Below are 19,848 nucleotides of genomic sequence, written 5' to 3' on the forward strand. Positions count from 1 at the left end.
TACCCGCAGGCGGCGCCACCCCCCGATCAGATTGCCGGGGGTCTGGGGGCAGAGCCCCCAGGGGAAGCACGCAAGGCGACCAGGCCGCCCGCAAGCCGGGGAACGCTACGGAAGCCGATGCCGAGACCCAACCGGCACAACCAACGGAGTCCCAGCAACCGGATCCTCGACAACCCGAGCATCCAGCCCGAAAACCTCCAACAACATCTCCTCGGTCAACACCTCACCAGGCGTCCCAGAAGCCACAACCCGCCCACCCCGCATGGCAACGATGTTGTCCGCATACCGGGCGGCAAGGTTCAAATCGTGCAACACCATCACAATCGTCCGCCCAAGAGACGAATGCAGCTCCTGCACCAAATCCAGCACATCGATCTGATGAGCAAGATCCAAATAGGTGGTCGGCTCATCCAGCAACAACAGATCAGTCCCCTGGGCCAAAGCCATGGAGATCCAGGCCCGCTGCCGCTGCCCCCCGGACAACTCGTCCACAGTCCGCTCAGCAAGATCCAAAATCCCGGTCATCGCCAACGCGGCATCCACAGCCGCAGCATCATCAGACGACCACTGCCGATACCAGGACTGATGCGGATGCCGCCCCCGAGCCACCAGGTCAGCCACAGTCAGCCCCTCAGGAGCGGACGGAGCCTGAGGCAGCATCCCCAAAACCCGGGCAACATCCCGAGTGGACATGGAGTCGATCTGCTTCCCGTCCAGCAACACCGCCCCGGACCGAGCAGGCAGCAACCGCCCCAATGCCTTCAACAGAGTCGACTTGCCACACCCGTTGGGCCCGATCACAGCAGTGACGGTCCCACCGAAAACAGACAAGTCCAGAGAATCGACGACCAGCCGCTCCCCATACCCGACCGACAACGACGAAGCCTCAAGACGCACACTCATACCCGCGCCTCCCGGCGGCTTCGGATCAGCAGGAACATCAGATAGGGCGCACCGAGAACCGCGGTGACAACACCAACAGGCAACTCGGTCCGGTACACGGTCCGAGCCACCAGATCCGACAACATCACCAACGCGCCACCGACCACAACAGACCCGAACAACGGCGGCTGCGCGGTCCCGGACAGCCGCAAGGCGATCTGCGGCGAAGCCAGAGCCACGAACGTGATCGGCCCAGCCGCAGCCGTGGCCACAGAAGCCAGCACGATCGCCACGACGATCAGACCAGACCGCGCGAGATTCACCCGCACACCCAGCCCGCGCGAAGTCTGGTCGTCGAACTGCAACGCCCCGAGAACATGGCCACCGATCAAAGCCACGGGAACCAGCACGACCAGCGCCAGAGCGACCGGCACGACGTGCTCCCAGCCGCGACCGTTCAACGACCCGGTGATCCACACCATCGCGCGCCCGGCGTCCTGCACGTCGCCGACGGTCAGCAGGTAGTGCGTGAAGTTGCCGGCGACAGCGGTGATGCCGATGCCGACGAGCACCATCCGGAAGCCCTCGATCCCCTGCCGCCACGCCAGCGCGTAGACCAGCAGTCCGGCGAGCAGACCACCGCACAAACCGGCCAGCGGCACGCCGACAGAAGCCGCACTACCGGTCACCACGCCCAGCGACCCGGCGAACGTGATCACCGAGACCGCCCCGGCACCGGCACCCCAGGTCACGCCCAGGATGTCGGGCGAGGCCAGCGGGTTGCGCACGATCGCCTGGAAGATCGCCCCGGACAAACCAAGCGCACCACCGACCAGCAGCCCCGTCAGCGCGCGCGGCATCCGAAGCTCCATCACCACGAACTGGTCGCGGCGCGTGCCTCCGCCCAGCAACGTGTCGACGACCTGGCCCACCGTCAGCGGGAAGTCGCCGACCATGATGTCGGCGATCAGCACCGCCGCCAGCACGACGAGCAACGCCGCCACCACCAGCAACGGCCGGCGGCGCAGCCGGAACGAGGTGGCGCCCAGCCTCAGGGCGGGCGCTTGAGCTGCGGGGGTCTTCACCGCGGTCGTCGTCAAATCTTCACCAGCTTCTTGCGCCGCACCAGGAAGATGAAGAACGGGGCGCCGAGCAGGGCCAGCATCACGCCGACCTCCACTTCGGACGGCCGGGCGACCACCCTGCCGACGATGTCGGCGAACAGGATGAGAATCGCTCCGAGCAGTGCCGAGTACGGCAGGATCCAGCGGTAGTCCGGCCCGGTGAACGCGCGGGCGACGTGCGGCACCACGAGGCCCAGGAACCCGATCGGCCCGCACGCGGCGACGGCCCCGCCCACCAGCAGCGTGATGGCGAAGATGCCCAGCGACCGCGTCCGGCCGGTGTTGACGCCCAGCGACTTGGCCACGTCCTCGCCCAGCGACAGGGCGTTGAGGCCGGGCGTGTTGAGCGCCGCGATCACCAGTCCGGCGAACAGGAACGGCGCGACCTGGGTCAGCACGGTCAGATCGCGGCCGGCGATCGCGCCGACCTGCCAGAACCGGAACGCGTCGAGCGACTGCTGGTCGAGCAGCACGATCGCCGACACGAGGCCGTTCATCAGCGCGGAGACCGCGGCGCCTGCCAGCGCCAGCGTCACCGGCGACGGACCGCCTCGCCCGGCGGAGCCGAGCAGGAACACCAGGACGCTCGCGATCATCGCGCCGGCGAAGGCGAACCAGATGTAGCCCACCAGCGAGTCGACGCCGAGCAGGAAGATCGAGAGCACGACCGCGAGCGCGGCGCCGTGCGTCACGCCGAGGATGCCGGGATCGGCCAGCGGATTGCGCGTGTGGCCCTGCATGAGAGCGCCACCCACACCGAGTGCGATGCCCACCACGATGCCGAGCAACGTCCGCGGGATCCGCAGCTCGCGGATCACCACGTCGTCCTCGACGCCGGTCGGCGTGAAGAGACCGTGCCAGACCCCGGAGAGCGGGATCTCCTTCGAACCGATCGCGATGCTCGCCACGGACACGGCGACCAGCACGACCAGCAGGAAGAGCAGGCCCGACGACCTACGACCCAAGGCCCACCCTCCTCATCTCAGACAGGAGAGGTAAGCCTAACCGAACCACCTGGTCGGCCCGAGGTCCAGGGCACCGGTTCTGGTCACATCACCGGTCTCACCGGGAGAAGAAGAGCCGTGCGAGAAGGCGAAAAAAGATTCAGCAAACCCGTTGTCGGATCAACTAAAAAGTCGGCAGCAAGTGTGTTCGCGATCTCGTTTGGATCGCACCGTTCCACCTTCTGGACGCCTGCCGGTAGTTGATCGGTCACTCAAATAGCACGAAGGGGTTCCGAGGAATCATCCTCGGAACCCCTTCGTGTTTTACCGAATTTCAGCCCTGCTGGTGGTAGGCGTCGAGCACCTCGGCCGGGATGCGACCCCGGTCCGACACCTTCATGCCCTGCTTGCGGGCCCACTCGCGAATGGCCTGGTTCTGCTCACGATCCGCCGAAGCGGGGCGCGCCTTCACGCTGCCGGCCGGACGACCGGGCCCAAGGCGCTTGCGACCACCCGCACGACGTGCACTTCCCACGAAGTCGGCAAGAGCGTCACGCAGTTTGCCCGCATTGCCCGAGGAAAGGTCGATGGTGTAGCTGACACCATCCAGTCCGAACTCGACGGTCTCCTCAGCGGTGGAACCGTCCAGATCGTCGACGAGGGTCACCGTGACCTTCTGCGCCATGCGTATCCTCCTGGACCCCGAATGCGCGGTCACCCGCGTCGCCAACTAAAGCCTTCTGCGACGCAGGTTAGCGCACAGGTGCCGCATTGCACCTATCGACATCCGGAAAGTTACTCATTCAGGGCGAACGAGCGGGAACAAGATGGTCTCCCGGATACCCAGACCCGTGAGGGCCATCAGCAGCCGATCGATACCCATTCCGACGCCACCACTCGGTGGCATTCCGTACTCCAGTGATCGCAGAAAGTCTTCGTCGATCGGCATCGCCTCGTGGTCACCGGCCGCGCCAAGACGCGCCTGTGCTTCCAGGCGTTCCCGCTCGATGACCGGGTCCACCAGTTCGGAGTAACCGGTTCCGAGTTCGAATCCGCGGACGTACAGATCCCACTTTTCGGCGACACCCGGCTTGCTGCGGTGCTGCCTGGTCAGCGGAGACGTCTCCACCGGGTAGTCGCGCACGAACGTCGGCGCGTAGAGCGAGTCGCACACCAGGTGCTCCCACAGCTCCTCGACCAGCTTGCCGTGCCCGAACTTCGGGTTCACCTCGAGTTCGTGACGGTCACAAAGCTTCCGCAGCGTCTCGGCGGGCGTCTCGGGGGTGATTTCCTCACCAACCGCTTCGGACAACGACTCGTAGATGCTCAGAGTCGTCCATTCACCCGAGAGGTCGTACTCGCTGCCGTCCGCCAGCGTCACGATCTGAGAACCGGTCACGGCTTCCGCCGCTTCCTGGATCAGCTCACGCGTCAGTACGGCGTTCGAGTCGTACGTGGCGTAGGCCTCGTAGTACTCCAGCATCGAAAACTCGGGCGAATGCGACGAGTCCACACCCTCGTTGCGGAAGTTGCGGTTGATCTCGAAGACCTTCTCGATGCCACCGACGACGCAGCGCTTCAAGTACAGCTCCGGCGCGATGCGCAGGAACAGGTCGATGTCGAGCGCGTTCGAGTGCGTGATGAACGGACGCGCGCTCGCACCACCCTGCAGCGACTGCAACATCGGCGTCTCGACTTCGAGGAATCCGCGCCGGTGGAACGAGTCGCGCAGAGAACGAACGACGTTCGCACGGGTCCGAACAGTGTCACGCGCCATCGGCCTGAGGATCAGGTCGACGTATCGCTGACGAATACGGGTTTCCTCGCCGAGTTCCTTGTGCGCGACCGGCAACGGACGCAGCGACTTCGACGTCAGCTGCCACCCGTCGGCCATCACGGAAAGCTCGCCGCGGCGTGAGCTGATGACCTCACCGCTCACGAAAACGTGGTCGCCGAGGTCGACGTCGGTCTTCCACTCGGAAAGCGCTTCTTCACCGACACCGGCGAGGCTCAGCATCGCCTGCAGTTCGGTGCCGTCGCCTTCGCGCAACGTCGCGAAGCACAGCTTTCCGGTGTTGCGCATGAACATCACGCGCCCGGTGACGCCGACGATCTGGCCGGTCTGGGTGTCGGGTTCGAGTTCGGGGTGCGCGTCGCGAATCTCGCGCAACGTGTGCGTGCGCGCGACTTCGACGGGATACGGCTCCTTGCCGGAAGCGAGCAGCCGCGCACGCTTTTCCCGGCGCACGCGCATCTGCTCTGGCAGGTCTTCTTCGCTGGTCACGAGGTTTTGCTTCGGCTGCTCACTCACGCCGAGAAGGGTACGGAAGGGCTCATGGGCGAAGCGAACCGGATACCCCGCCGGATACCCGACACCCTAAGTTGGGGTGATGGATCTACACGCGAGGCGAGCGGACTCGTTCGGCGCGCAGGCCGAGGCCTACGCCGAACACCGGCCTGACTATCCCGTGGCGGCGATCCGGTGGGCACTGGAGCCACTGGGCAAGACCGAGCAGCTCGACGTGCTCGACCTGGCCGCCGGCACCGGAAAGCTGACCGCGGGACTGGTCGCGGAAGGCCACCGCGTGACAGCCGTGGAGCCCAACGAGCAGATGTTGTCCGAGCTGGTCCGCCGCGTGCACGGCGTGCGCGCGTTACCCGGTCACGCCGAGCACATCCCGGTCCCGGACCAGACTCTCGACGCCGTGTTCGTCGGCACCGCGTTCCACTGGTTCGACCAGGAGAAGGCGCTGCCGGAGATCGCCCGCGTGCTGCGGCCCGGTGGCGTGCTGGCGGCCATGTGGGCCGAACCGGTCACGGACGTCGAGTGGGTCCGCGAGCTGGAGCAGGTGTCGGTGAGCAGCGTCGAGTCGCAGCGGCACGACCCCGTCGCGGTCACGGCCCACCCGTCGTTCACGACGGAGGAGCGCGCCGTCTTCCCGCACGCCCACCGCCGCGACTCGCCGGAGGCGGCCGTCGCGTGGATCAACACGCACTCGCGCCTGCTCGTCATCGACGACGACGAACGGGCCGCCATCAACGACAAGATGCTGGCGTTCCTCCGCGAACGCCCGGAGACGTCGAACGGGCCGTTCGACATCCCCCTGCGCGCGGAGGTCTTCCGGATGGTCCGTCTCAGCGAGTAGCGGACATGTTGCGCTCGAACACCATGCGCAACCCCAGCAGCGTCAGGTCGGGCACGTGGTGCGCGATCGTCGAGGACTCCGACACGACCAGCGGCGCGAGGCCACCGGTGGCGATCACCGTGACCGGCCCCGGATCGGTCTGCTGGAGCTCCTCGGTGATCTTGCGCACCAGCCCGTCCACCTGGCCGACGAACCCGTAGACGATGCCGGACTGCAGGCACTCGACGGTGTTCTTGCCGATCACGTTGCGGGGCCTGACCAGCTCGACCTTGCGCAGCTGGGCGGCGCGGGAGGCGAGGGCGTCGACCGAGATCTCGATGCCCGGTGCCAGCGCGCCGCCGAGGAACTCGCCGCGCGACGAGATCACGTCGAGGTTCGTGGACGTGCCGAAGTCGACCACGATGCACGAGGTCGAGTAGAGGTGGTGCGCGGCCAGCGTGTTGATCACGCGGTCCGAGCCCACCTCCTTCGGGTTGTCGACGAGCAGCGGGACGCCGGTCTTCACACCGGGCTCGACCAGGATCTTCGGCACCGCGTCGTAGTAGCGGCCGAGCATGACCCGCAGCTCGCGCAGCACGGCGGGCACGGTGGACAGCGCGGAGATGCCGGTGATCTTGTCGGCGTACTCGCCGAACATGCCGCGCATGGTCAGCGCGAGCTCGTCGGCGGTCATCCTGGCGTCGGTGCGCATCCGCCAGTCGCGCACGAGCGGGGCCGAGTCGCCGACCCCGTCGTACAGACCGAGCACGATGTTGGTGTTGCCGACGTCGATGGCGAGCAGCACGTGATGTTCCTCAGTTCTCGGCCTGGATCAACGCGTCGAGCGCGGTCGCCTCAACGGTCTCAGAAGAAGGCGCGCTCGTGGAGCCGTTCACCAGACCGGACCCCTCGGGGGCGTGCGCGGGGTCCACGCCGAGGTCGACGACCTTGTTGTCGGCGTCCACGAACACGACGCGCGGCTTGTAGGCGCGCGACTCGGCGTCGTCCATCTGCCCGTAGGCGATCAGGATCACGATGTCGCCGGGGTGCACCAGGTGCGCCGCGGCACCGTTGATGCCCAGCACGCCGGTGCCGCGCTCGCCCGGGATGACGTAAGTCTCCAGCCGGGCGCCGTTGGTGACGTCGACGATGGCGACCTGTTCGCCCGCCAGCAGGTCGGCGGCCTCCATCAGGTCCTCGTCCACCGTCACCGAGCCGACGTAGTGCAGGTCGGCCTGCGTCACGGTGGCGCGGTGGATCTTGGACTTCAGCATCGTGCGGAACATGGCATCCCCCTACTCGTCGCCTTCGCCGAGCAACACCGCGATGTTGTCGATCAGGCGGGTCGTACCGACACGGGCCGCGACCAGCAGCCGGGCGTCGCCGTTCTCCGGCGCGGCACCCAGGTCGGTCCCGCGCAGTTCCAGGTAGTCCACTTCGACCTCGGGCACCTGCGCCAGCACGTCGTGCGCGGCCTTGAGCACCGCGTCCGCGCCCTGCGACGACACGTGCGCGCCGGCGGTGAGCGCGGCCGACAGCGTCACGGCGTGGTGGCGCTGTTCCGGCGTCAGGTAGGCGTTGCGCGACGACAGCGCGAGGCCGTCGTACTCGCGCACGGTCGGCACGCCGACGACGTCGAGCGGGAAGTTGAGGTCTCGCGCCATCTTGTGGATGAGCTGGAGCTGTTGGTAGTCCTTCTGCCCGAACACCGAGTACGTGGGCTGCACGATGTTGAACAGCTTCGAGACGATCGTGAGCACGCCCGCGAAGTGGCCGGGGCGGACCGCGCCCTCGAGCTCGTCACCCAGCGGTCCGGGGTGCACGGTCACCTGCGCGCCCTCGGGGTACATGTCCTCGGTGGACGGCGCGAAGACGATGCCCACGCGCTCCTCGCGGCAGATGTCCACATCGGACTCGAACTGGCGCGGGTACTTCGCGAGGTCCTCGTTCGGCCCGAACTGCAACGGGTTCACGAAGATCGACACGACGACCACCGTGTTCTGCATGACCTGCGCCTCGCGGATCAGCTGCCGGTGGCCCGCGTGCAGGGCGCCCATCGTGGGCACCAGCGCGACGTTGCGCCCGGCGTTGCGCAGTGCCCTGATGACCCGGTTGAGGCGAACGGGGTCGCGGTGCACCGTGACGTCGTCCGGGCGGTAGTCGTCCTTGGTCAGTGGCTTCGTCACGTCAGTCCTCAAGAGTGGTGCGAACGTCGTTGGCCGCGTCGGGCTTGAGCAGCCCGGAACGTTCGGCCCGCTCGGCGGTGCGGCGGGCGAGCACGCGGTAGCTGGGCAGGGTTTCGGGTGCCTGCTCGGCCAGCACGTCGAGGTGCTTGCGCAAGGTACCCGTGTCGCCGCGGGCGACCGGACCGGTGAGGGCGCGGTCACCGTGGCGCAGCGCGTTGTCGAGCGCGGCGGACAGCAGGGGGCCGAGCAGGCGCTCGGCGTTGGCGACACCAGCGTTCGTGAGCAGGTCGGCGGCGTCGCGGACCAGCGTGATCAGGTGGTTCGCGCCGTGGGCCAGTGCCGCGTGGTAGAGCGGGCGGACGGCCTCGGGGACGCGGATCGGCTCGGCGTCCATCTCGACGACCAGCGCCTCGCCGACGCTCCAGGCCACCTCGTCGCCGTCCGCGGCCGTCACGCCGACGCACGCCGCGGTCATCCGCAGGAGGTCCTCCTGGCGGCCGGTGAAGGTCATGACGGGGTGCAGCGCGAGCGTGAGCGCACCGAGTTCGGCAGCGGGTTCGAGGACCTTCACGCCCTGCGCGCCACTGGTGTGCACCACGATCTGGCCCGCGCGCAGCGACTCGGTGGCGATGAGGCCCTTGACCAGGCCTTCCAGCTCGTCGTCCGGCACTGCCAGCAGCACCAGGTCGGCACGCTGGGCGACCTCGGTGGGGTCGGCGATCGGAACGCCGGGCAACAGCTCGTCCGCGCGGTTGCGGGAGGCCTGGGAGACGGCGGAAACGCCGGTCACCACGTGGCCCGTCCTGGCCAGCGCGGCGCCCAGCACGGAGCCGACGCGGCCTGCCGAGATGACACCGACGGCGAGCCTCGCCGGACGTGGGGTCGCGTCCATGCGACTAACTCCTTCTGACGTTCCAGTCCCTGGTGCGGGTACCGGACGACGACGCCGAGGGTAATCCCGCCACTGTCTCGTGCACCTGGTCGGTGACCGGACTCACCGGCGGGCGGCGGCCCTGGCGGCGTGCAGGCTGTCGAGCAGCACCCCGTGGCGTTGCTCGGCGCTCAGACCGGCCGTTCCCTGCTCGATGCGGTGCCGCAGGAAGGCCAGTTCGGTGACCGCGATCTGGTAGCTCTTCACGGCCTTGACCGACGCGTCACCCGACTTGCGCTTGACCGCCCGCAGCCAGTTCCTGCGGCCGTTGAGACTGGCCAGCAGGGCCACCTCGCTGTTGGCGATCCACCGGTTCTGCGCCATCGCGGCGAGCTGGCCCGCGACGATCCGCTGTTCCCTGCGGCGCTGCCACACCACGATCGAGACGGCTCCGGCGAACACCGGCACCATGATCAGGAAGTACAGGTTGATGAACTCGGCGCCGGTGCCGACGGTGGTCGAGAAGTTCCACAGCGAGTGCAGCCCGACGGCCGTGAGGTAGCCGCCGATCGGCGCGAGGATGCGCACCGTGGCGTTGCTCGTGGTGGCCGCGATGCCGACGCCGATGCCCGTCATCGCCGTGAACAGCGGATGCGCGAACGGCGAGAGCACCCCGCGCAGGATGAACAGGGCGATCACGCCGCCGCCCATGTTGCCGAGCCCGTCCTCCAGGAAGACCCGGCCGAAGTACCAGATGTTCTCGGTGAACGCGAAGCCCGCGGCCGTGATGCCCGCGTAGACCATGCCGTCCACGACGCCGTCGAACTCGTGCCGGCGACGGACGAACACGGCGATGAGGAACGCGGCCTTGGTCGCCTCCTCGACGATCGGCGCCCCGACCACGGCGGTGAACGTCGTGCCGTCGTTGGTCAGCAGATCGCCGAGCACGCGGCTCGTCTGGTTGAACGCGAGCGAACTGATCGTCGCGCCGCACGCACCCCAGACGAACGCGAAGAGCAGCATCTTCGCCGGTTCGGGTTCCCAGCGGTCGATCCACAGGAACGCGGTCACCACGAAGGCGACGGGGATCAGTGCCGCGGCGGCACCGACCAGCAGCGGTTCGATGCCGATGCTCGACGTGCCCAGAGCGAACAGCACGAGGCCCGCCGCGGCGAGCGCGATCAGCGCCACGACGGGGAACAGGACGGTCCAGCGGCGTTGCTCGATGCGCTTCTTCGTCGGCGTCGGCGTCAGGTCGGCGTCGGTCACGGGAAATGACCTTAGATGCACACTTGTCCGATGTTCGACTGGGAAGCCGCTTGGCACGCCGCGTTGTACGGGCCGGGTGGCTTCTTCGCCCGCGGCGAGAAGCCCTCGTCGCACTTCCGGACGTCTCCGCTGGTCGGTCCGGAGCTGGCCGCCGGGCTGCTGGAGCTGCTGTCGCGGGTGGACGCGGCGCTCGGATTTCCCCCGGTCGTGGACTTCGTGGACGTCGGGGCGGGCGGGGGTGAGCTGGCCTTCGCGGTGCGGTCGCTGGCGTCCGGGTCGCTGGCCGAGCGGCTTCGGGTGACCGCTGTCGAGGTCGGGCCGTTCGTGGAACTGCCAGGGGTTCGGTGGACCACCTCCGTGCCGCCCTGCGTCGGGCTGCTGGTCGGGCACGAGTGGCTCGACGCGATCCCCTGCCCGGTGGTGCGCGGGCCTTCCGCCGATCCGTGGATCACCCGGTGGTGGCCGTCGCTTGAGGACGGCTCACTGGCCGAGGTCGGCGCGCCCCGGGATGCGGCGTGGGCTGCGGCCGTGTCCTCGGTGCGCGGGGCGGCGTTGGCGATCGACTACGGACATCTCGTGTCTTCGCGGCACTTCTCGCTGACCGGGTATCGGGACGGGCGTCAGGTTCCCGTGGTCTTCGACGGGTCCTGTGACATCACGGCGCACGTCGCTCTGGACGCCTGTGCGGCGGCTGCCGGCGGGGACTTCGTGCTCGTGTCGCAGCGGGATGCGTTGGCGGCCTTGGGTTTGACCGGCGAGGTCAGCGGTTCCGGGTGGGACTGGCTGGAGTCCGCTGCGCGGGCCGGGCGGATCGCCGAGCTGCGCTCACCGGCCGGGCTGGGGGCGTTCGGATGGCTGCTGCACGGGCGCGGGGTGGCGGTGGCGGACCTGCTTTCCGCGCTGCCGCCCTGGCGTCCGAATCCCGCCAGATTTTCTGGTGACTGACGACGATCGTTGGTGACATGCGAATCCACACCGTGTCGCCGTCCGACTCGTTCTCCGACCCCGGCCGCGAGTACCGCGCCTCCGAGCCGGGTGTGCCGTTGCGCTGCTGTCTGCGGAAGTCGCTGCCCGACGAGCCCGTGTGGCTGTTCCGCTACTCGCCGACGTCGGGCAAGGGCCCGTACGCCGAGATCGGGCCGATCTTCACGCACGTGGAGTGCGCGGAGGAGCCCTCGTTGGATCGTCTCCCTGTTGAACTGTTGAACAATCCCCGGATCCTACGTTCCTACAACGCCGCAGGTCAGATCCACGACGGCGAGGTCGTCGAGCCCGGATCGTTCGATCGTGCGGTTGAAGGATTGTTGAACGATCCCTCGATCGAGTCGCTCCAGATCCGGAGCGTGTCGCACGGCTGCTTCTTCTTCGCGATCACGAGGTCGTAAGCCACGTCCAGGCGGGTTCCCGGCACCGTGAAACCATGCTCGGGTGAGCGAGCAGATCACCGTCGGCGTGGGCGCGGGCGCCCGGTACCTGGGCGTGGACCGCGTGATCGACCTGGGTCCACTGCACCCGTCGGCTCACGGCGCCTACCGCCTGCGCCTGACCGTCACGCCGGACCTGCTGATCACCGCGGCCGAGCCGCTCGTGGGCCACCTCCACCGCGGCGCCGAGAAGCTGTTCGAGGTGCGCGACTACCGCCAGGTCCTGACGCTCGCCAACCGCCACGACTGGCTCTCGGCCTTCTGCAACGAGCTCGCCGTGGCGTTGGCCGTGGAACGCATGACGGGCATGGACGTACCGGCCCGCGCCCAATGGCTGCGCGCTCTGCTGTGCGAACTGAACCGCCTGATGGCGCACATGGTCTTCCTGACCCCGTTGTCTCCCAACGCAGCCACGTACCGCGAGGGCGTGCAGGCGTTGATGGAGGAGGCGTCCGGCGGCCGGATCCACTTCATGTTCAACCGGATCGGCGGCCTGCGCGAGGACGTCCCGGCGGGCTGGACCTCGCGGGTCGCCGAGTTCCTGTCCACTGTGGACGTCGCGCGGCTGCCGATCGACTTCGGGACACTGCAAGGGCTTGGCGTCCTGCCGCACGAGGACGCGCTGGCGTACGGCGTCACCGGCCCGATCGGCCGCGCCAGCGGAGTGGACTTCGACCTGCGCCGCGACGACCCGCTGCCCGCCTACCGGACGCTGGGCTTCACGCCCGTGGTCCGGACCGAGGGCGACGCGGCGGCACGCGTGCGGTGTCTCCTGGACGAGGTGCAGAAGTCCGTCGAACTGGCGGGGGCATGCCTGGAGCAGTTGCCGCCGGGCCCGGTGAACGTCCGGCTGCCCAAGGCCATCAAGGCTCCCGAGGGCTCGGTCTACACGCGGGTCGAGGCGCCGCTCGGCACGTCGGGCGTGCACCTGTCGTCACGCGGCGAGAAGACGCCGTGGCGCCTCAAGCTCCGCACGCCGTCGTTCAACAACGTTCAAGCGCTGTCCGCGCTGCTGCCGGGCACGAAGGTCGACGACCTGCCGGCCGTGCTGAGCTCGTTCGCCGTGATCGTCGGCGACATCGACAAGTAGCCAGGCCGGGTCCTGCAGGTCCCGTCCGGCGACCTCGGCGGCCGAGGGACCTGGAGACTGCACGCAGCACCCGAACACACCCGGCGGCACCGCCTCCGGGTCGCTCGCCCGCGCCTATCACCGAACGAGCTTGCAGAACACGATCTAGTCGTCGCGACGGCGCCGGCGACGAGGCGCGTCGCCTCCACCGAGCGAGGCCAGCAGTTCGCTCACCGACTTGCCGTCGGCGTGCGCGCCGGAAGGGTCTTCCGGTGCGGCACGGCGGCCGGTCGAGACGGCGGGCAGGCGCGTGGACGAGTCCTCGGCCACGCGACGTCCGGAGACCGGGGCCTCGTCGGCCGGGGAACGACGTCCTGGCGAGACCGCCGGGAGCCTGGTCGACGACTGCTCCGAGGCCGAACGGCGGCCCACCGGAGGCAGCGACACCAGCGAGTCCTCGGAGGCGGTGCGACGGGCGGGCGGGTCGTCTGCCCGGCGACGGCCGGCGGGGGTGGCGGCGGGAGCGTCCGGCTTCAGGGTCTCCCACGAGCCGCTGTCCTGCACTGGAGCCGGGCGGTCGTCGGCCCGGCGGCGGCCGTTGCCACCGGTGGCCTGCAACGCCTTCGGGTCGATCATCTCGGTGCGCTCGGCCACGCGGGAACGCGGTTCCGGCTTGCGGGTCTCCACCGACTTCATGACGGCCGCGGGAGCCTTCGGGGGCTGCTCCGGGCGCGACAACGCCTCGGTGCGGGCCGGGGGCTGCGGCGGGCGGGGCACTCGCTCGGTCCGGTGGACCTGTGCCTGCACGGGCTGGGCCTGGACCGGCTTGGCCTTCACGGTCGGCGGCGGCGGGGGCTTCTGCGGTGCCGGAGCGGGCGCGGGGCTGGCGCCGCCCAGCCTGGCCGAGACGGCGGCCGCGGCGGAAGGACGGGGCTGCGGCCTGACCGGTTCCTGCTTCGCGGCCTTCACGGGCTCGCGGCGGACCACGGCGGGCTGCGGGCGGGGCGAGTTCCTGGCCGGATCCGGGCGGACGGGCTCGGGACGCAGGGGCTCGCGGCGAGGGGCCTGCACCTTGGCGTCGTGGGCGACGCGCTCGATCAGTTCGGTGCGCTCGGACGGCTTCTCCGCCGCCGCGGAAGCGGTGATCGCGGGCTTGGCGTTGATGATGCGGTTCTCGGGAATCCCGGCCAGCCGCGCCGCCTCCGACCCCAGCGAACGCAGGCGGGTCGACTCGGCGCGCAGGGCCACGCGTTCGACGAGGACGTCTCCGCCCAGCAGCGCCTGGAGGTTGTCGCGCAGCGAGTGGAGATCGGCGCGCAGGGCCTCGATGTCCGCCCGCGACTCCTCTTCGATCCGCTTGCGGGTCTCCGACTCGATCTCGAGTTCGTACTCGCGGCGGGCGGCCACTTCGCGCTCGAGTTCCAGCTCGTAAACGGACTGGAGATCGGCCACTTCGTCGTCACGTTCCGTGACTTGTTTGCGGTATCTGGCGGCGAGGAAAGCACCCACCAGTGCCGCCCACAACGCGGCCACCACGGCCAGACGCAGCATGCGGGCGCTGTCACTCAGCACGAGCACCGCCGCGGCCACCAGGGCGAGCGCCAATGCCGCTACTAACAGCAATCGCCCTGAGCCACGACCGTGATCTTCCTGCTCGTCGTCGATCGACGCGCCTCGCCCGGTCATGGGCACTACGGTACCGCGTAGTTATGCGACTGAGACCTACGGCCGGGTATCTATTCGTTCCCGGAACTCTCGCGCGGCGTCTTGCAGCAGTGCTCCAGCCACAGCGCGGCCGCCGTCAACGCGACCGCCGCGACGATCCCGACGATGGCCGCGACCAGGTCGTTCGAGGCCGCGGCGAACGAGTCGCGAACGGGGATCACGAAGATCAGCACACCGGTCCAGGCACCGAACATCAAAGCGCCCAAAACGGACGAAGCCTTTGCCAACGCGACGGCTCGGGCGGCGGTCAGCGGCTGCACCGGACGCGCACCCGCGCGGCGCTGGATCCTGGCCCGCAACGAGAACGCGAACACGAACTCCACGACCGCGATGACGAACAACGTCGACCCGGCCAGGACGGGCAACGGCGGCAACGTGTCGTAGGCGAGCCGCAGCAGCAGATGGGCCAGCAACGCGCCGACGAGCGCGATGGCCGCCAGGTCTCGGGGACTGGTGAACCTCACTCGTCCATCCAACCCGAAAGCACGAGATCGTCACGCCGCCGCACGCCCTCGGCCGAGAACTCCAGGCCCGCAACGGGTCCGTGGCCCGTCAACACCGCGCCCGGCTCGACGTCGAGCCACGGGATGAGAACTGTTGCGCGCTCAAACGCCCCAGGATGCGGCAAAAGCAGGTCGGGGTGGTCGGAGGTCACCCCGTCCACCGAAACCACGTCCACGTCCAACGTGCGCGGTCCCCAGCGCTTCTCCCGCACGCGCCCGGCGGCGTTCTCCAACGCCTGACCGCGGCGCAGCCAGCCCCACTCGTCCACGTCGTCCGAGGAGACGATCACGATGGCGTTCAGGAAGTCCGGCTGGTCCTCGACTCCCCACGCCGCCGTCTCGTACACCGGCGAAACGGCGACGACGAAGGGCCGCAACCCGTCCACGACGGACTGCAGGAAGGCGAACCGGTCGCCGAGGTTCGATCCGATCGAGAGAACCGCGCGACTCAACGGGTTTCCTTCGGCAGCGGTGCGGCGAGCCGGCGCGAGCGGCGGATCGTCACCGACACGTCGTCGAAGGTCAGCGGGATCGGCGCGGACGGCTTGTGCACCGTCACCTCGACCGCGTGCAGCCGTGCGTCCGTCATCGCGGCGTCGGCGATCTTGCCCGCCACCGTCTCGATGAGGTCGTACGGTTCGCCGCCGATGATCGCCGCGGCCATCTCGGCCAGTTCGCCGTAGTGGTAGGTCTCTTTGAGGTCATCGGTGCGAGAAGCCGCGCTGAGGTCCAGCCACAGCGTGACGTCCACGACGAACTCCTGCCCGTCGCGCTTCTCGTGCTCGAACACGCCGTGGTTCCCGCGCACCCGCAGACCCGTCAACGCGATCCGGTCAGCCATGTCCCCGCCTCCACGCACCGGCGACGGCGACCGCGTCCAGCGTCCGGTCGACGTCGTGCACCCGCACACCCCACGCTCCGTTGAACGCGGCCAAAGCGGACACCGCCGCGGTCGCGTCCTCCCTGCCGTCCGGTGGACGGTTGCCGAGCAACGTGCCGAGGAAGCGTTTGCGCGACGCCCCGACCAGCACCGGGAAGCCCAGCTCGACCAGTTCGTCCAGGCGCTGCAACAACTCCCAGTTGTGGTCGCCGAGCTTCGCGAAGCCCAGTCCGGGGTCGAGCACGATCGACGACTCCGCGACACCGGCGGCCAGTGCGGCCTCGACGCGCTCCAGCAGCTCCGAACGAACGTCCGTCACCACGTCGTCGTACGTCGCCAACGCGTCCATCTCCGTGCTGTGCCCACGCCAGTGCATCAGCACGTACGGCACACCCGCGGCGGCGACGACGGCAGCCATCTCGGGATCGGCCAGGCCACCGGACACGTCGTTCACGATGGACGCGCCGGCCTCCAGTGCCGCAGCCGCAACGGAAGCACGCATGGTGTCCACGCTGACCGGCACGCTCTCGGCGACCAGCGCGCGGATCACCGGCACGATCCTGGCGATCTCCTCGGCGGGTTCGACGCGCCCGGCGCCGGGCCGGGTCGACTCGCCGCCCACGTCGATCACGTCCGCGCCGCGCTTGAACATGTCGACGCCGTGCGACACCGCGTCACGGCGATCGATGTAGCGGCCGCCGTCGGAGAACGAATCGGGCGTCACGTTCAGCACGCCCATCACGACGCACCGGCCGGGGCGGGGCAGACCACTCACCGGAGACGGCCCCTGATCAGCTCGATGGCCTCCGCCCTCGAAGAGGCGGACGTGCGCAGCAGCCCGCGCACCGCGGACGTCGTCGTGCGGGAACCGGGCTTGCGCACACCGCGCATGCCCATGCACAGGTGCTCGGCCTCGATCACCACGATCACGCCGCGCGGTTCGAGCCTGCGCACCAACGCGTCCGCGACCTGCGACGTCAGCCGCTCCTGGACCTGTGGCCGCTTGGCGTAGAGGTCGACGAGCCTGGCCAGCTTGGACAGCCCCGTCACGCGGCCCTGCTCGTTCGGGATGTACCCGACGTGCGCGACGCCGTGGAACGGCAGCAGGTGGTGCTCGCAGAAGCTGAACATCGGGATGTCGGTGACGAGGACGAGCTCTTCGTGGCTCTCGTCGAACGTCTTCGCGAGGACGCTGTCCGGGTCCGTGTAGAGGCCCGCGAACAACTCCTGGTAGGCGCGCGCCACCCGTGCGGGTGTCTCGCGCAGACCCTCCCGGTCCGGATCCTCACCGCACGCGATCAGAAGTTCGCGTACCGCAGCCTCTGCCCGCGGCTGGTCGAAGACCCGCCGCGCGGAGACGCCGGCCTCCCCGTGGTGGGTGAGGCCGGCGTCTCCGTCGAGCTGTTGTTGCTCGGTCACTGCCGCTCGTCCTGGTCTGGCTGCGGCTTCTTCGGCTCCCAGACGTTGTGCGGCTTGCCGCCGGGCACGGTCGCCGGGGTCCATCCGGGCGGCGCGCCGTAGTTCGGCGGGCCCGACTGGTTCGAAGGCTGACCTGGCTGGTGCGCGCCGTTCGACCCGTTCGGCGACGGCAGCGCCTCCGTGGCCGGTTCCGCGGCGGGCTCCGCCGGCGTCTCCGGCTCGTCGTCGAGGGTGTCCTCGACGACCGGCGGCCACGGCTCGCCACGTTCCTTGGCGAGCTCGCCGGGCGTCTTGATCGGCGGGATGTCGGACGGTGTGCGATCACCGAACTCGTTGAACTGGGTGATGCGCGGCCGCTTCTCGACCCTCGCGAAGATCCGCTCCAGTTCCTTCTGGTGCAGGGTCTCCTTCTCGATCAGCTCGAGCGTGAGGTCGTCGAGGACGTCGCGGTAGGTGACGAGCACCTCGTACGCCTCGGTGTGCGCGGCCTCGATGAGCTTGCGCACCTCCTCGTCGATCTCGTGCGCGACCTCCAGCGAGTAGTCCGCCTGGCGACCGGCCGAGCGGCCGAGGAACGGCTCACCCTGCTCCTGCCCGTACTTGACCGCACCGAGCTTCGCGCTCATGCCGTACTCGGTGACCATCGCGCGAGCGATCTTGGTCGCCTGCTCGATGTCGTTGGACGCACCCGTCGTGGGCTCGTGGAAGACGAGCTCCTCGGCGGAACGGCCACCCAGTGCGAACACCAGTCGCGCGATCATCTCGGACCTGGTCATCAGGTCCTTGTCCTCTTCCGGCACCGAGAGGGTGTGACCACCCGTGCGGCCGCGGGCGAGGATCGTGACCTTGTAGACCGGGTCGATGTCCGGCATCGCCCACGCGGCCAGGGCGTGCCCTGCCTCGTGGTACGCGGTGATCTTCTTCTCCTTCTCGGAGATGATCCGGCTCTTGCGGGCCGGACCGCCGATCACGCGGTCCACCGACTCCTCGAGCGCGGCACCGTCGATGACGTGGCCGTTGTGGCGCGCGGTGAGCAGCGCGGCCTCGTTGATGACGTTCGCGAGGTCGGCGCCGGAGAACCCGACGGTGCGCTTCGCGAGGCCGTCGAGGTCCGCGTCCGCGGCCAGCGGCTTGCCCTTCGAGTGCACCCGCAGGATCTGCTTGCGGCCCTTCAGGTCCGGTGCGGACACCGGGATCTGCCGGTCGAAGCGGCCGGGACGCAGCAGAGCGGGGTCGAGGATGTCGGGACGGTTCGTCGCCGCGATCAGGATGATCCCGCCGCGCGAGTCGAAGCCGTCCATCTCGACGAGCAGCTGGTTGAGGGTCTGCTCGCGCTCGTCGTGCCCGCCGCCGAGGCCGGCGCCGCGGTGACGGCCCACCGCGTCGATCTCGTCGACGAAGATGATGCACGGCGCGTTCTGCTTTGCCTGCTCGAACAGGTCGCGCACACGGGAGGCACCGACACCGACGAACATCTCGACGAAGTCCGAGCCGGAGATCGAGTAGAACGGCACGCCCGCCTCGCCGGCGACGGCACGGGCGAGCAGCGTCTTGCCCGTTCCCGGCGGGCCGTACAGCAGCACGCCCTTCGGGATCTTCGCGCCGAGCGCCTGGTAGCGGCCGGGGTTCTGGAGGAAGTCCTTGATCTCTTCCAGTTCCTCGACGGCCTCTTCGGCACCGGCGACGTCGGAGAACGTCGTCTTGGGCATGTCCTTGGACAGCTGCTTGGCCTTGGACTTGCCGAAGTTCAGAACGCGGTTACCGCCGCCCTGAGCGTTGTTCATCATCCACATGAGCAGCAGCAACAGCAGGCCGAGCGGCACGAGGTAGATCAAGATCTGCATCAGGATGGACTCCTGGCTGACCTTGGTCTCGACGGTCGGCTTGTTGCCGGCCTGGTCGAGGACGGTGAAGATCTCGTCCGTCGAGCTGGCCGGGAACTGCGTGATCAGGCGGTTGCTGCCCTCGAAGGTGGTGCCATCGGTGAGGGTGAGTCGGAGACGCTGCTCCTTGTCCTCGATCGTGGCTTCCTTGACCTTGCCGTCCCGCACCTGTTGAAGCGCTTGAGACGTTTTCACGGGGTGGTAGCCCCGCGAGTCGTCAAAGAGGACGGTGAAGACGAAGTAGAGCAGCAACACCGCAGCGATCCACAGCAGCGGGTTGCGAAGCAGGCGCTTGCGGTCCATGCACTTACGGCCGGGGGCGGCCTCGACCCTCCCTGACTTGCGCGTCGGGCAGTGGAAGACCCACATACCGCGTCCGACCAGCCTACCGCTCGCTGGCCGGGTACTGAGCAACCAACGGGCGGGGGCGTTCGCGGGTTCCCGCGGGTGACCCCCACCACGCATGTTCACGCAGTTTGGTTCATCCGGAACAAATACCGCCGTCCAGACGAGTGACGCAGGTCACGCTGTCTCATTACGTTTG

21 protein-coding genes are annotated in these 19,848 nt (G+C 68.7%); 4 read left to right on the forward strand and 17 right to left on the reverse strand.

The features are described 5' to 3' along the window. Nucleotides 1-105 precede the first annotated feature (105 nt). The 5 genes from ACH413_RS40905 to lysS form a co-directional block, all read right to left on the reverse strand. Nucleotides 106-903 (reverse strand): ABC transporter ATP-binding protein, encoded by a 798-nt coding sequence (locus tag ACH413_RS40905; protein WP_360045714.1) that lies wholly within the window; start codon nt 901-903, stop codon nt 106-108. Then, nucleotides 900-1,967, reverse strand: a complete 1,068-nt coding sequence (locus ACH413_RS40910; protein WP_360045716.1) for an iron chelate uptake ABC transporter family permease subunit — start codon at nt 1,965-1,967, stop codon at nt 900-902. Before ACH413_RS40910 ends, ACH413_RS40905 begins: the two co-directional genes overlap by 4 nt. A gap of 11 nt (nt 1,968-1,978) precedes the next feature. Then, entirely contained in the window at nt 1,979-2,971 is a 993-nt protein-coding gene (locus ACH413_RS40915; RefSeq protein WP_360045718.1) for an iron ABC transporter permease, read from the reverse strand. A 313-nt stretch (nt 2,972-3,284) separates the two neighbouring features. Beyond that, nucleotides 3,285-3,635: an Lsr2 family protein gene (locus tag ACH413_RS40920; RefSeq protein ID WP_030477509.1), complete on the reverse strand. Its 351-nt coding sequence runs from the start codon at nt 3,633-3,635 to the stop codon at nt 3,285-3,287. 114 nt (nt 3,636-3,749) lie between these two features. Continuing rightward, entirely contained in the window at nt 3,750-5,204 is a 1,455-nt protein-coding gene (gene lysS, locus ACH413_RS40925; protein WP_330278264.1) for a lysine--tRNA ligase, read from the reverse strand. 136 nt (nt 5,205-5,340) lie between these two features. Between lysS and ACH413_RS40930 the strand changes: the two genes are divergently transcribed. Continuing rightward, entirely contained in the window at nt 5,341-6,096 is a 756-nt protein-coding gene (locus tag ACH413_RS40930; protein ID WP_360045720.1) for a methyltransferase domain-containing protein, read from the forward strand. Here the strand turns inward: ACH413_RS40930 and ACH413_RS40935 are convergent. The 5 genes from ACH413_RS40935 to ACH413_RS40955 form a co-directional block, all read right to left on the reverse strand. Continuing rightward, nucleotides 6,086-6,880 (reverse strand): type III pantothenate kinase, encoded by a 795-nt coding sequence (locus tag ACH413_RS40935; protein WP_360045722.1) that lies wholly within the window; start codon nt 6,878-6,880, stop codon nt 6,086-6,088. The two genes, ACH413_RS40930 and ACH413_RS40935, sit on opposite strands and share 11 nt — an antisense overlap. A gap of 10 nt (nt 6,881-6,890) precedes the next feature. Beyond that, complete coding sequence (gene panD / locus ACH413_RS40940) at nt 6,891-7,361, reverse strand: aspartate 1-decarboxylase (protein WP_360045724.1); 471 nt, start codon at nt 7,359-7,361, stop codon at nt 6,891-6,893. Between the two features lie 9 nt (nt 7,362-7,370). Next, a complete protein-coding gene (panC, locus tag ACH413_RS40945; protein ID WP_360045726.1) occupies nt 7,371-8,261 on the reverse strand; it encodes a pantoate--beta-alanine ligase in 891 nt (296 codons plus the stop codon). A gap of 1 nt (nt 8,262) precedes the next feature. Further along, nucleotides 8,263-9,153 (reverse strand): DUF2520 domain-containing protein, encoded by an 891-nt coding sequence (locus ACH413_RS40950; RefSeq protein ID WP_360045728.1) that lies wholly within the window; start codon nt 9,151-9,153, stop codon nt 8,263-8,265. A gap of 102 nt (nt 9,154-9,255) precedes the next feature. After that, nucleotides 9,256-10,401 carry a PrsW family intramembrane metalloprotease gene (locus ACH413_RS40955; protein ID WP_093594184.1) on the reverse strand — a complete coding sequence of 382 codons (1,146 nt, stop codon included), beginning with the start codon at nt 10,399-10,401 and terminating at the stop codon, nt 9,256-9,258. A 30-nt stretch (nt 10,402-10,431) separates the two neighbouring features. Here ACH413_RS40955 and ACH413_RS40960 point away from each other — a divergent pair, with 30 nt between their 5' ends. Genes ACH413_RS40960 through ACH413_RS40970 form a run of 3 tightly spaced genes read left to right on the forward strand, consistent with a single transcriptional unit; the run spans nt 10,432 to nt 12,915 of the window. After that, nucleotides 10,432-11,346: an SAM-dependent methyltransferase gene (locus ACH413_RS40960; RefSeq protein ID WP_360045731.1), complete on the forward strand. Its 915-nt coding sequence runs from the start codon at nt 10,432-10,434 to the stop codon at nt 11,344-11,346. Nucleotides 11,347-11,363: 17 nt separating this feature from the next. After that, nucleotides 11,364-11,786: a DUF1203 domain-containing protein gene (locus tag ACH413_RS40965; RefSeq protein WP_360045733.1), complete on the forward strand. Its 423-nt coding sequence runs from the start codon at nt 11,364-11,366 to the stop codon at nt 11,784-11,786. Between the two features lie 43 nt (nt 11,787-11,829). Continuing rightward, nucleotides 11,830-12,915: an NADH-quinone oxidoreductase subunit D gene (locus ACH413_RS40970; protein WP_360045735.1), complete on the forward strand. Its 1,086-nt coding sequence runs from the start codon at nt 11,830-11,832 to the stop codon at nt 12,913-12,915. A 144-nt stretch (nt 12,916-13,059) separates the two neighbouring features. Here the strand turns inward: ACH413_RS40970 and ACH413_RS40975 are convergent, their stop codons facing one another. The 7 genes from ACH413_RS40975 to ftsH are packed head-to-tail and all read right to left on the reverse strand — an operon-like array spanning nt 13,060 to nt 19,607. Continuing rightward, nucleotides 13,060-14,580, reverse strand: a complete 1,521-nt coding sequence (locus tag ACH413_RS40975; protein ID WP_360045737.1) for a DUF6779 domain-containing protein — start codon at nt 14,578-14,580, stop codon at nt 13,060-13,062. Between the two features lie 50 nt (nt 14,581-14,630). Continuing rightward, a complete protein-coding gene (locus ACH413_RS40980; RefSeq protein WP_360045739.1) occupies nt 14,631-15,083 on the reverse strand; it encodes a DUF3180 domain-containing protein in 453 nt (150 codons plus the stop codon). Further along, nucleotides 15,080-15,574: a 2-amino-4-hydroxy-6-hydroxymethyldihydropteridine diphosphokinase gene (folK, locus tag ACH413_RS40985; protein WP_360045741.1), complete on the reverse strand. Its 495-nt coding sequence runs from the start codon at nt 15,572-15,574 to the stop codon at nt 15,080-15,082. Before folK ends, ACH413_RS40980 begins: the two co-directional genes overlap by 4 nt. After that, on the reverse strand, nt 15,571-15,963 hold the full coding sequence (gene folB, locus ACH413_RS40990) for a dihydroneopterin aldolase (RefSeq protein ID WP_360045743.1): 393 nt from the start codon (nt 15,961-15,963) through the stop codon (nt 15,571-15,573). The genes folK and folB overlap by 4 nt, the downstream gene beginning before the upstream one ends. Next, nucleotides 15,956-16,741 (reverse strand): dihydropteroate synthase, encoded by a 786-nt coding sequence (folP, locus tag ACH413_RS40995; protein ID WP_360045972.1) that lies wholly within the window; start codon nt 16,739-16,741, stop codon nt 15,956-15,958. Before folP ends, folB begins: the two co-directional genes overlap by 8 nt. A gap of 32 nt (nt 16,742-16,773) precedes the next feature. After that, nucleotides 16,774-17,421, reverse strand: a complete 648-nt coding sequence (folE, locus tag ACH413_RS41000; protein WP_360045745.1) for a GTP cyclohydrolase I FolE — start codon at nt 17,419-17,421, stop codon at nt 16,774-16,776. Further along, nucleotides 17,418-19,607 carry an ATP-dependent zinc metalloprotease FtsH gene (gene ftsH / locus ACH413_RS41005; protein WP_360045747.1) on the reverse strand — a complete coding sequence of 730 codons (2,190 nt, stop codon included), beginning with the start codon at nt 19,605-19,607 and terminating at the stop codon, nt 17,418-17,420. The genes folE and ftsH overlap by 4 nt, the downstream gene beginning before the upstream one ends. Nucleotides 19,608-19,848: the final 241 nt, after the last annotated feature.

Origin of the sequence: Lentzea sp. NPDC020367 (assembly GCF_044387305.1) — a bacterium.
Classification (GTDB): Bacteria; Actinomycetota; Actinomycetes; order Mycobacteriales; family Pseudonocardiaceae; genus Lentzea.